7 protein-coding genes, 4 tRNA genes and 3 rRNA genes (1 of these 14 cut by a window edge) are annotated in these 12955 nt (G+C 48.4%); all 14 read right to left on the bottom strand.

Annotated elements, in window-relative coordinates:
- Window positions 1–14, bottom strand: a tRNA-Leu gene (locus tag MKY34_RS04150); it reaches 68 nt to the left of the window's first position.
- Between the two features lie 51 nt (window positions 15–65).
- A tRNA-Lys gene (locus MKY34_RS04145) sits at window positions 66–141 on the bottom strand.
- A gap of 6 nt (window positions 142–147) precedes the next feature.
- Window positions 148–223 (bottom strand) — tRNA-Thr (locus MKY34_RS04140).
- Between the two features lie 21 nt (window positions 224–244).
- Window positions 245–320: transfer RNA gene (locus MKY34_RS04135), tRNA-Val, on the bottom strand.
- 37 nt (window positions 321–357) lie between these two features.
- A 5S ribosomal RNA gene (rrf, locus tag MKY34_RS04130) occupies window positions 358–473 on the bottom strand.
- A gap of 155 nt (window positions 474–628) precedes the next feature.
- A 23S ribosomal RNA gene (locus tag MKY34_RS04125) occupies window positions 629–3562 on the bottom strand.
- A gap of 255 nt (window positions 3563–3817) precedes the next feature.
- Window positions 3818–5369 (bottom strand): 16S ribosomal RNA (locus MKY34_RS04120).
- The 16S, 23S and 5S rRNA genes sit together here with 4 tRNA genes alongside, the layout of an rRNA operon.
- Before the next feature lie 491 nt (window positions 5370–5860).
- Window positions 5861–7351, bottom strand: a complete 1491-nt coding sequence (lysS, locus tag MKY34_RS04115; RefSeq protein ID WP_342513973.1) for a lysine--tRNA ligase — start codon at window positions 7349–7351, stop codon at window positions 5861–5863.
- A gap of 248 nt (window positions 7352–7599) precedes the next feature.
- Entirely contained in the window at window positions 7600–8118 is a 519-nt protein-coding gene (gene folK / locus MKY34_RS04110) for a 2-amino-4-hydroxy-6-hydroxymethyldihydropteridine diphosphokinase (protein WP_342513972.1), read from the bottom strand.
- Window positions 8115–8483: a dihydroneopterin aldolase gene (folB, locus tag MKY34_RS04105; protein ID WP_342513971.1), complete on the bottom strand. Its 369-nt coding sequence runs from the start codon at window positions 8481–8483 to the stop codon at window positions 8115–8117. Before folB ends, folK begins: the two co-directional genes overlap by 4 nt.
- Before the next feature lie 11 nt (window positions 8484–8494).
- A complete protein-coding gene (folP, locus tag MKY34_RS04100; RefSeq protein WP_342515186.1) occupies window positions 8495–9346 on the bottom strand; it encodes a dihydropteroate synthase in 852 nt (283 codons plus the stop codon).
- On the bottom strand, window positions 9346–10200 hold the full coding sequence (gene pabC / locus MKY34_RS04095) for an aminodeoxychorismate lyase (RefSeq protein ID WP_342513970.1): 855 nt from the start codon (window positions 10198–10200) through the stop codon (window positions 9346–9348). Before pabC ends, folP begins: the two co-directional genes overlap by 1 nt.
- 16 nt (window positions 10201–10216) lie before the next feature.
- Window positions 10217–11626: an anthranilate synthase component I family protein gene (locus MKY34_RS04090; RefSeq protein ID WP_342513969.1), complete on the bottom strand. Its 1410-nt coding sequence runs from the start codon at window positions 11624–11626 to the stop codon at window positions 10217–10219.
- A 289-nt stretch (window positions 11627–11915) separates the two neighbouring features.
- Window positions 11916–12842 carry a cysteine synthase A gene (gene cysK / locus MKY34_RS04085; RefSeq protein ID WP_342513968.1) on the bottom strand — a complete coding sequence of 309 codons (927 nt, stop codon included), beginning with the start codon at window positions 12840–12842 and terminating at the stop codon, window positions 11916–11918.
- Window positions 12843–12955 lie beyond the last annotated feature (113 nt).

Here is a 12955-nt window from a genome sequence, read left to right as displayed (position 1 = left end):
TCCACCACACCCGCAATATTTAGTAGGAATCAAATCCCTACCCTATGACTGGCAAGTCATAGAAATGGTGAGCCATACAGGATTCGAACCTGTGACCCTCTGATTAAAAGTCAGATGCTCTACCAACTGAGCTAATGGCTCCAAACATGGTGCCGGCGAAAGGACTTGAACCCTCAACCTACTGATTACAAGTCAGTTGCTCTACCAATTGAGCTACACCGGCAAATAAATCATTTTAAAAATATGGTGGAGGATGACGGGCTCGAACCGCCGACCCCCTGCTTGTAAGGCAGGTGCTCTCCCAGCTGAGCTAATCCTCCTGGGTAAGTTAAAGTCTGTATGTAATGAATTGTACAGGCCCGGCGACGTCCTACTCTTGCAGGGGGGAACCCCCAACTACCATCGGCGCTGAAGAGCTTAACTTCCGTGTTCGGGATGGGAACGGGTGTGACCTCTTCGCCATCGGCACCAGACCTGTATAGTCTTTTTTCAAAGACATTACTCATTATATCAAATCTATTGAGTTTTGCAAGTACTTTTTCAAAAAATAAATAGTACTTATTCACTCAAAACTGAATAAAACCAACATTGTGTTGCACAAATCGAGCCAACCGTGCACTTTTTAAATAAGGTTAAGTCCTCGATCGATTAGTATCCGTCAGCTCCACACGTCGCCGCGCTTCCACCCCAGACCTATCAACCTCATCTTCTTTGAGGGATCTTACTTACTTGCGTAATGGGAAATCTCATCTCGAGGGGGGCTTCATGCTTAGATGCTTTCAGCATTTATCCCGTCCACACATAGCTACCCAGCGATGCCTTTGGCAAGACAACTGGTACACCAGCGGTGTGTCCATCCCGGTCCTCTCGTACTAAGGACAGCTCCTCTCAAATTTCCTGCGCCCGCGACGGATAGGGACCGAACTGTCTCACGACGTTCTGAACCCAGCTCGCGTACCGCTTTAATGGGCGAACAGCCCAACCCTTGGGACCGACTACAGCCCCAGGATGCGATGAGCCGACATCGAGGTGCCAAACCTCCCCGTCGATGTGGACTCTTGGGGGAGATAAGCCTGTTATCCCCGGGGTAGCTTTTATCCGTTGAGCGATGGCCCTTCCATGCGGAACCACCGGATCACTAAGCCCGTCTTTCGACCCTGCTCGACTTGTAGGTCTCGCAGTCAAGCTCCCTTATGCCTTTGCACTCTACGAATGATGTCCAACCATTCTGAGGGAACCTTTGGGCGCCTCCGTTACTCTTTAGGAGGCGACCGCCCCAGTCAAACTGTCCGCCTGACACTGTCTCCTGCCCCGATAAGGGGCATGGGTTAGAAGTCCAATACATCCAGGGTAGTATCCCACCAACGCCTCCTCCGAAGCTGGCGCTCCGGGCTCTAAGGCTCCTACCTATCCTGTACAGGATGCATCGGAATTCAATATCAGGTTACAGTAAAGCTCCACGGGGTCTTTCCGTCCTGTCGCGGGTAACCTGCATCTTCACAGGTATTATAATTTCACCGAGTCTCTCGTTGAGACAGTGCCCAGATCGTTACGCCTTTCGTGCGGGTCGGAACTTACCCGACAAGGAATTTCGCTACCTTAGGACCGTTATAGTTACGGCCGCCGTTTACTGGGGCTTCAATTCAAAGCTTCGCTTGCGCTGACCTCTCCTCTTAACCTTCCAGCACCGGGCAGGCGTCAGCCCCTATACTTCACCTTGCGGTTTTGCAGAGACCTGTGTTTTTGCTAAACAGTCGCCTGGGCCTATTCACTGCGGCTCTCTCGGGCTTTAACACCCTACCAGAGCACCCCTTCTCCCGAAGTTACGGGGTCATTTTGCCGAGTTCCTTAACGAGAGTTCTCTCGATCACCTTAGGATTCTCTCCTCGCCTACCTGTGTCGGTTTGCGGTACGGGCACCTCCCGCCTCGTTAGAGGCTTTTCTTGGCAGTGTGAAATCAGGGACTCCGGAGACAATTCTCCTCGCCATCACAGCTCAATGTTATAGGAACGGGATTTGCCTCGTTCCACACCTCACTGCTTAGACGCGCATAACCAACAGCGCGCTCACCCTATCCTACTGCGTCCCCCCATTACTCAAACGGCGGGGAGGTGGTACAGGAATATCAACCTGTTATCCATCGTCTACGCCTTTCGGCCTCGACTTAGGTCCCGACTAACCCTGAGCGGACGAGCCTTCCTCAGGAAACCTTGGGCATTCGGTGGAAGGGATTCTCACCCTTCTTTCGCTACTCATACCGGCATTCTCACTTCCAAGCGCTCCACCAGTCCTTACGGTCTAGCTTCAACGCCCTTGGAACGCTCTCCTACCACTGACACCTAAGGTGTCAATCCACAGTTTCGGTGATTCGTTTAGCCCCGGTACATTTTCGGCGCAGCGCCACTCGACCAGTGAGCTATTACGCACTCTTTAAATGATGGCTGCTTCTGAGCCAACATCCTGGTTGTCTGGGCAACGCCACATCCTTTTCCACTTAACGAATACTTGGGGACCTTAACTGGTGGTCTGGGCTGTTTCCCTCTCGACTACGGATCTTATCACCCGCAGTCTGACTCCCAAACATAAATCATCGGCATTCGGAGTTTGTCTGAATTCGGTAACCCGGGATGGGCCCCTAGTCCAAACAGTGCTCTACCTCCGAGATTCTTAACGTTTGAGGCTAGCCCTAAAGCTATTTCGGAGAGAACCAGCTATCTCCAGGTTCGATTGGAATTTCACCGCTACCCACACCTCATCCCCGCATTTTTCAACATACGTGGGTTCGGGCCTCCAGTAAGTGTTACCTTACCTTCACCCTGGACATGGGTAGATCACCTGGTTTCGGGTCTACGACCCCATACTCATTCGCCCTATTCAGACTCGCTTTCGCTGCGGCTCCGCATTCACTGCTTAACCTTGCATGGAATCGTAACTCGCCGGTTCATTCTACAAAAGGCACGCCATCACCCATTAACGGGCTCTGACAACTTGTAGGCACACGGTTTCAGGATCTATTTCACTCCCCTTCCGGGGTGCTTTTCACCTTTCCCTCACGGTACTGGTTCACTATCGGTCACTAGGGAGTATTTAGCCTTGGGAGATGGTCCTCCCGGATTCCGACGGAATTTCACGTGTTCCGCCGTACTCAGGATACACTCTGGAGAGAATGGACTTTCGACTACGGGGCTTTTACCCGCTACGGCGGACCTTTCCAGGTCGCTTCGCCTAATCCATTCCTTTGTAACTCCGTGTAGAGTGTCCTACAACCCCAGGAAGCAAGCTTCCTGGTTTGGGCTCTTCCCGTTTCGCTCGCCGCTACTCAGGGAATCGATGTTTCTTTCTCTTCCTCCGGATACTTAGATGTTTCAGTTCTCCGGGTCTGCCTCGTTTACGCTATGTATTCACGTAAACGTACTACCCCATTATGGGCAGTGGGTTTCCCCATTCGGAAATCTCCGGATCAAAGCTTACTTACAGCTCCCCGGAGCATATCGGTGTTAGTGCCGTCCTTCTTAGGCTCCTAGTGCCAAGGCATCCGCCGTGCGCCCTTTCTAACTTAACCTTTCGGCTTCAACAGCCATTTGGTGAGTCTTATTTACAGCGATGTAAACAGGGGCTCTTAAAAAGGTATTGCATAAGTAAATTACAATTGTAATCGACTCGGTTGATTCTTGATTTGTTACTTTCAATGTCGTTTTATCCAGTTTTCAATGAACAAGTTTTGAAAAAGATCATCTATAAAGAAAGATGAACCTTCAAAACTGAACGCAAAACGTCAATGGATAGACCAGAGGTCTATTTCCGAAATAATCCTTAGAAAGGAGGTGATCCAGCCGCACCTTCCGATACGGCTACCTTGTTACGACTTCACCCCAATCATCTGTCCCACCTTCGGCGGCTGGCTCCCGTAAGGGTTACCCCACCGACTTCGGGTGTTACAAACTCTCGTGGTGTGACGGGCGGTGTGTACAAGACCCGGGAACGTATTCACCGTGGCATGCTGATCCACGATTACTAGCGATTCCGGCTTCATGGAGGCGAGTTGCAGCCTCCAATCCGAACTGGGAATGATTTTATGGGATTAGCTCCCCCTCGCGGGTTGGCAACCCTCTGTATCATCCATTGTAGCACGTGTGTAGCCCAGGTCATAAGGGGCATGATGATTTGACGTCATCCCCACCTTCCTCCGGTTTGTCACCGGCAGTCACCTTAGAGTGCCCAACTGAATGCTGGCAACTAAGATCAAGGGTTGCGCTCGTTGCGGGACTTAACCCAACATCTCACGACACGAGCTGACGACAACCATGCACCACCTGTCACCGCTGTCCCCGAAGGGAAAGGCATATCTCTACACCGGGCAGCGGGATGTCAAGACCTGGTAAGGTTCTTCGCGTTGCTTCGAATTAAACCACATGCTCCACCGCTTGTGCGGGTCCCCGTCAATTCCTTTGAGTTTCAGCCTTGCGGCCGTACTCCCCAGGCGGAGTGCTTAATGCGTTAGCTGCAGCACTAAGGGGCGGAAACCCCCTAACACTTAGCACTCATCGTTTACGGCGTGGACTACCAGGGTATCTAATCCTGTTTGCTCCCCACGCTTTCGCGCCTCAGCGTCAGTTACAGACCAGAAAGCCGCCTTCGCCACTGGTGTTCCTCCACATCTCTACGCATTTCACCGCTACACGTGGAATTCCGCTTTCCTCTTCTGTACTCAAGTCCCCCAGTTTCCAATGACCCTCCACGGTTGAGCCGTGGGCTTTCACATCAGACTTAAAGGACCGCCTGCGCGCGCTTTACGCCCAATAATTCCGGACAACGCTTGCCACCTACGTATTACCGCGGCTGCTGGCACGTAGTTAGCCGTGGCTTTCTAATAAGGTACCGTCAAGGTACGAGCAGTTACTCTCGTACGTGTTCTTCCCTTACAACAGAGCTTTACGATCCGAAAACCTTCTTCACTCACGCGGCGTTGCTCCATCAGACTTTCGTCCATTGTGGAAGATTCCCTACTGCTGCCTCCCGTAGGAGTCTGGGCCGTGTCTCAGTCCCAGTGTGGCCGATCACCCTCTCAGGTCGGCTACGCATCGTCGCCTTGGTAGGCCATTACCCCACCAACTAGCTAATGCGCCGCGGGCCCATCCTGCAGTGACAGCCGAAACCGTCTTTCAGAGTTTGTCCATGCGGACAAACTGATTATTCGGTATTAGCCCCGGTTTCCCGGAGTTATCCCCATCTGCAGGGCAGGTTGCCCACGTGTTACTCACCCGTCCGCCGCTAACTTCAGGGAGCAAGCTCCCTTCCGTCCGCTCGACTTGCATGTATTAGGCACGCCGCCAGCGTTCGTCCTGAGCCAGGATCAAACTCTCCATAATAGAAGAAAATGATTGCTCATTTCTTGCTGGCATCAATTAAGATGTCAAATTTGAATCCGAAGATTCGTTTGTGTTTCCTTTTGGGAAACGTTTGGCTCTAGTGCCGAAGCACCTTCGCTTTATTTCATTGACGTTTTGCTGTTCAGTTTTCAAGGTCCATATCGCCGCTGCTTATCTCAGAGGCAACTTTTATATCTTATCAGGTTACGTCCTTCATGTCAACAACTAATTTCAATTTCTTTTTTCGTTGTTTTGTTTATATCGGAAGCGCAACGTTTTCTATCTTAACATTTCCTTTTGAATGAGTCAACAACTAATTTCAATTTCTTTTTCGTTGTTTTCTTCACATCGGAAGTGCGACGCTTTCTAATATACCATCGGATCTCCACGAATGCAACCTTATTTCGAAACTTTTTTCATACCTTTCATTACTTAAACTAAAAACCGCTATGCAAAGCACTTTAAGTGGCTTTGCATAGCGGTTACTTCCTTTAGTCTCTCGGACGCATCTGTGGGAATAGCAAGATGTCACGAATCGATTGAGCGTTTGTTAACAACATAACAAGACGGTCCACACCGATTCCGAGTCCACCAGTAGGCGGCAGTCCATACTCAAGTGCTTCTATGAAATCGTCATCCATATCATGCGCTTCATCATTCCCTTGTTCTTTCTCAACAAGTTGCGCTTCAAAACGTTGACGTTGATCGATTGGATCATTCAACTCCGTGAATGCATTTGCATGCTCGCGACGTACAATGAACAATTCAAAGCGATCTGTGAAACGCTCGTCTTCCGGATTCTTCTTCGCAAGAGGTGAGATTTCCACTGGGTGCCCGTAAATGAATGTCGGCTGCACAAGTTGCTCTTCAACCTTCTGCTCAAAGAACTCATTCAATACATGCCCAACTTCCATCATAGCTGTTACTTCCACGCCATGCTCTTTAGCAAGTGCATGCGCTTCTTCCTTCGTCATCTCTTTCCAGAAATCAACGCCTGTATATTCTTTTATTGCATCGACCATATGAAGACGTGTCCAACCTGGTGCTAGTTCAATGATGTCTTCTCCGTACTGTACTTGTGTTGTGCCTAGTACATCTTGGGCAATATGCGCAACCAAGTTTTCTGTTAATGCCATGATATCTTTATAATCAGCGTACGCTTCATATAGTTCAATCATCGTAAACTCCGGATTATGACGTGTTGACATTCCCTCATTACGGAAGACGCGGCCAATTTCATAAACCTTCTCAAGTCCACCTACAATAAGGCGCTTCAAGTGAAGTTCGATTGCGATACGCATGTAAAGTTCCATGTCGAGTGTATTATGATGCGTGATGAATGGACGCGCAGAGGCCCCGCCCGCAATTGCATGTAGCATCGGCGTTTCCACTTCTAGGAATCCTTGATCATCTAAATAACGGCGCATTGAACGGATAATTTTACTTCTAAGAATAAATGTCTCTTTACTTCCCTCTGTTGCAATCAAATCCAAATAACGCTGACGATAGCGCTGTTCAATATCCTTCAACCCGTGGAATTTCTCAGGTAGTGGGCGGAGTGCTTTTGTCAGGAAAGTAAACTCCGTTGCTTTAATAGAAAGTTCTCCTACTTTTGTTTTAAAGACAACGCCAGAAACCCCAACAATATCACCAAGATCTGCACTTGTAAAAAGCTTATACGCTTCTTCACCAATTGCATCTTGTCTTACGTAAATTTGAATTTGGCCACCAAGGTCTTGTAAATGCGCAAAACCAGCTTTCCCTTTGCCACGCTTCGTCATGATACGTCCCGCAATTTTTACTTCATGCGGTGTTTCATCAAGCTCTTCTTTTGAAAGCTCTTCATATTGTTCTAAAATTTCATTTGATAAATGTGTTCGTTCAAACCTCGAGCCGAATGGATCTAGTCCACTTTCTCGTATATCCTCCATCTTCTGGCGTCTCACCAGTAGCTGATCGTTCAATTCGTCCAAATGGGACATGTCTTTCACTCCTTCATTATTTCCGTTGCAATCAAATACACCTTGGCGTATTTGCGTCTGGATTTTGGATTGAGCTCGCTCAATTAAATCTCTTCAAAATCCATGACATCCGCCGGAGGCTTTAACTTCATGCAACTATTGTACACAATTTACGACGTCCAAACACGTTTTACTTACTTATTATAATGAAAAGAGCCATTTCAATCTCTTTCGCCTGACTGTCATCAATGTATATAACTAAGGCCGATTCATTCCGCCGTCTGCAAAAATTGCTCGACTCCGTTAACTTTCTTCCAAAGCATAACACCACGATCTTGAGCAGCAATTTCCTTTGCATACAATTTTCCTGTCTTCGGATGGACAACCATCGGAGCAATCTCTAGAAGAGGAATGAGAACAAACGCCCGCTCATGCATACGCATATGTGGTACGATCAAGTTCTCTGCTACAACATTGTCGTTATCATACAATAAAATGTCAAGGTCGACAGTCCGGGGACCCCATCTTACCGTCCGAACCCTGCCAAGCGCCTGTTCAACTTCCTGACACGCCGCAAGTAATTCGTATGCATCCAATGTCGTTTCCACACCGACCGCAATATTAAGAAAGTCCGCCTGGTCGGTATAGCCAACAGGTGCCGTTTCATAAACTGACGATACGGCCAACACCCTCACATCATCGCGTACATCGAGCGCACGCACCGCTTCCACAAGATGATCGAGTCTATCACCGATATTCGAGCCGATTGATAAATACGCAACAGTCACACGAAGCGCCCCCTCGTAATATCAACCGCCACGGATGTATAATGGCCCGGAATTGGTGGATCCGGCTTTATCAACACAACGCGAACACCACTCACTTTAGCCCCAAACGCCTTTAGCACTTCAGCCGCGATTCTTTCCGACACCGTTTCAATTAATTTCACAGGCTCCCCTTCAACGATCGCTCGGCATAGTTGGTAGACTTCCGCATAATTTACCGTCTTGTCCAACTCATCTGTTGTGCCAGCTTCTGCGAGGTCCGTCGCCAGTGATACAGACACACGAAAGCGTTGCCCCAATTTCGTCTCCTCAGGCAACGCACCGTGATAACCGTAAAACGCCATTTCATTCAAATGAATATAATCCATATTACACCCTCCTACTGTTCAAAAACGGTTTTACCCGTTAACACATCCATCATTTTCGCCATACGTGCGATTTCTTTCACATCATGAACACGCATCATATGACAGCCGTGTTCGATGCCATAACAAACTGTCGCACCTGTCCCTTCCAATCGCTCTTCAACGGGTAACTCTAACACATTGCCAATTAACGATTTCCGAGAGGTTCCCAACAACACTGGGTATCCCATATCCGAAATTCGTCGCAATCCTTGCATCGTCACAATATTTTGCATCGTATCCCGCGCAAAGCCAATCCCCGGATCAAGCCAGATATTTTCGCGTGTTACACCCGCCGCTGTCGCAATGCCAATACTTTCTTCCAAATCCGCAATCACTTCATCTATGAACGGACCTTCATACACCGCCTGCTCACGATTATGCATCAAGATAATCGACACATCATATTTCGCCGCCACGTCCGCAATTGCTGGTTCACGCTTTGCTCCCCATATATCATTAATAATCTGCGCGCCCGCTTTAATCGCCTCTTCGGCAACTCCCGCTTTGTATGTATCGATCGACACCACACAGCCCAACTCTTTCGTCAACGCCTCAATCACGGGCACCGTCCGCTCCAACTCTTGTTCCAGTGAAACCGGTACATGCCCAGGGCGCGTTGATTCTCCGCCCACGTCAATAATCTTCGCTCCATTACGCAGCATTTCTTCCGCATGCTTTAGTGCCACGTCAATCGCACCAAATTTACCACCATCCGAGAATGAATCGGGTGTGACATTCAAAATGCCCATGATCACCGTTTCTTTCTTAAAATCCATTTCGCTTCCCTTAAACCGATACACATCACGCGCATGCGTCAGTTCCATCATTCGTCGCCTTCTTCCATATCATCTATTGCCCGTCTATATAGTTCATGTAGATTTTGATAATAAACTCCGGAAGCTCCCGGAAGTGATACGCCTTCAATGGCCGATAATGGCACAAGTTCCTGCACAGCATTCGTTACAAATACCTCATCCGCCTGTTCCACATGCCACTTGTCATAAAGCCCTTCATGGACAACAAGCCCCATCGACTTAGCCAAGTCCATAATGAAAGCCCGCGTCGTCCCAGGCAAAATACCCGCGTCAATAGACGGCGTAAAAAGTTCGCCGTCCTTCGACCAAAAAACATTCGACGTAACCCCTTCCGCCACAAAGCCTTCATATGTTACAAAAAGCCCCTCCATATCCTTTAGCGAAGGCAACTCCAACCGTCCACGCACATTGTTCAAGAAGTTATGCGATTTGTGACGCACTGCGCTTTCCGGCTGATTACGCGGAGTTTCCAACCAAACCGCCTTCTTTTCCGCACCACGGACAACGGGCGCTAGCTCTTTTCTGAATAAAATCACATTTGGTTCCGCATATACAGACGGTGCTAACCCAATATCATGAACACCAGCCGAAACATTCAGACGAAAATAGCCATCCGCCCGCCCTGCTTTTTCGTCAAGCGCATGCACAGCCGCTAAAATGACTTCATCCGTGTACGGCATCGCAATTCGATACTCTGCAAGCGCAGCGTGCAACCGCTCCATATGTTCCTCAAATAACAGCACCTTGCCACTGTACGTCCGAAACGTTTCAAAAAAACCAGCACCATAGAGAAAGCCATGGTCGAACGGAGAAATCCGCAACTCCTCCGCCCGCTTGAATTCCCCATTCATCCAACACCACATGCTTACCCCTCCACTCTCACTGTTCTGCCATCGCCTTCGCTTGCCAAAGTGCCTTCGCCTTATTAAGTGACTCGATGTATTCCGCTTCTGGTGCCGAATCAGCAACTAAGCCAGCACCCGCCTGAATATGCGCAACACCATCTTTAATATAGGCCGTCCGAATGACAATGTTCAACTCCATATCACCATCAAAGCCCAACCAGCCAATAGAACCTGTATACAAACCTCTACGTGTCGGCTCAAGCTCCTCGATAATTTCCATTGTTCGCAGCTTCGGCGAGCCAGTAATCGAACCGCCCGGGAAAACCCCTTTGATGATATCCGCATTTGACAGGTCTTCTGCCGCTGTACCACGAACGTTTGAAACCAAATGCATCACATGCGAATATTTCTCTACAACCATAAACTCATTCGTTTCCACTGTATCAGGTGCACAAACACGCTTAAAATCCTCTTTCTCTAAATCAACAAGCATAATATGCTCGCCCGTCTCTTTATCATTGGACAATAGCTCTGCTTTCAGCGCTGCATCTTCACTGTCATTCGCTCCTCTAGGTCTTGTCCCACCAATCGGTCGCGTACTCAATTCATCGCCACGCTTTTTCAAAAGCAATTCAGGAGAACCCGAGACCACCGCAAATTCCGGTGCACCTACTGACGCCATATAAGGAGAAGGGTTGAATGAACGAAGCGCCTCGTACATATCTAATGGATGCGCTGTTAGCGGTTTGGATTGTCGTACAGATAAGTTCACTTGAACGACATCCCCACTCGCAATATAACTTTGCACATCACGCACCATCTGTTCAAATTGCGGTCCGGTTACAGAAACAGCAAGATCATCCGATTCGGAAGAAACATCCGTTGCTTCTCCCGGTACAAAAACTTGCTTCTTCAATCCTGCCTCAGTTGCCCCCAGCCACTCTCCCTCAAGCTCCACCGGATCCAATTCACGATTCGGTAGCGCCATGAAATACGCCGTTTCCGTTTGAACATCCAAAACCGCCCAACGATCGAATAAATAAAAATAGAGATCCGGCGTTTCAAGATCGTCAACCGTATCAACAGGAATCGGTTCATAACGACGTACATAATCATAGCTAATAAAACCTGCGACTCCACCTTGGAAATCCGGCAATTCTGGAATTCGCTCCATTTCGTATGAACGTGCAAATTCATTCAATAGCTCTAATGGCTCTCCTTCTCTTACTTCCTCCGTACCATCACGCCATACAAGCTGTAATTTATCTCCCTCAAGCGTGCGCAGTGTTACAAGCGGATTAATTCCCGCCACGCATAGCGTGCCACCACGTCCACTTTCAAGAAGTAAATGACGCTCATGCTTATGCGCCAATTCTTTATACGCATAGAAAAATTGTTCTTTCGTCATTGCTGAAGTTGTATAGACTGGTTTTTGTCCTTGCATCTTGATTTCCCCCTGCTACTCATTTGTATCTTCATCTTACCTCGCAAAAGGCATTTTACGCCACTAAGAAAAGCGCAAGCGCCTCAGGAGGGACGACAGGCATAAGACGAACCTGCGAAGTGGCGCCCTTTGCCACACAGCAGGATTGGCTACCAAAGAACACAGTCTAAGTTCGCCGCGTCCTGCGGCAACAACTGTGCAACTCACATCCTGTAAGCCTCCGAATCCCTAGGCGCTGGACCCTAGACAATAAAAAAGAAGGAGCATCATCGCTCCCTCTTCATTTCAATTATTCTTCGTCAAATTGATAAAGTGGTGTACTCAAGTAGCGTTCACCATTTGATGGTAAAATCGCAACAACTTTCTTTCCTTTACCAAGTGTCTTTGCCGCCTGTAATGCTGCAAAAATCGCCGCGCCCGATGAAACGCCACCGAGAATTCCCTCTTCACGCGCTGCGCGTCTTGCTGTCTCATACGCCTCGTCATTCGTCACGAGTGCAATTTCATCATAAATCGCTGTATTGAGAACTTGAGGGACAAACCCTGCGCCAATCCCCTGAATTTTATGAGGTCCTGGCTTTCCACCCGAAAGGACAGGTGAGTCAGTTGGTTCAACTGCAATAATTTTCACATCTGGGAAACGTTCTTTTAACACACTTCCCGCTCCCGTAATTGTACCACCCGTTCCAATACCTGATACAAACGCATCTACACGATCAAGTGCATCCGCAATTTCCGGACCTGTCGTCAAACGGTGAACTTCAGGGTTCGCTTCGTTATTGAACTGCTGTGGCACAAACCAGCCATTTTCTTTCGCCAATTCTTCCGCCTTACCAATCGCGCCTTTCATCCCCTCAGCACCTGGCGTCAACACAAGATCCGCACCATACGCACGCAATAAGTTACGTCGCTCCGTACTCATCGTATCTGGCATAACAAGAACAGCCTTATACCCTTTGGCCGCCGCAATCATCGCAAGACCAATCCCTGTATTCCCGCTCGTCGGTTCAATAATTGTGCTTCCTTCTTTTAAATCCCCAGACTTCTCAGCTGCTTCAATCATCGCAAGCGCAATACGATCTTTTACACTAGATCCCGGATTAAAGTATTCTAGTTTCAAATAAACTTCCGCATCTTCCGGACCAGTCAATCGATTCAATTTAACAAGAGGTGTCTTCCCAACCAAGTCCGCAACAGAGTTTCCAACTAACGTCATCATTACCCTCTCCTAATCCCAACTATTTTGATATGCTTTGTTAAATTAATCATACTACCACCACACACGCGTTGTCAATATTAGAATAATCGATTACTTCATTTCAAAATCAA

Origin of the sequence: Sporosarcina sp. FSL K6-1522 (assembly GCF_038622445.1) — a bacterium.
Taxonomy (GTDB): Bacteria; Bacillota; Bacilli; order Bacillales_A; family Planococcaceae; genus Sporosarcina.
This window is presented reverse-complemented; position numbering and strand designations above follow the sequence as displayed.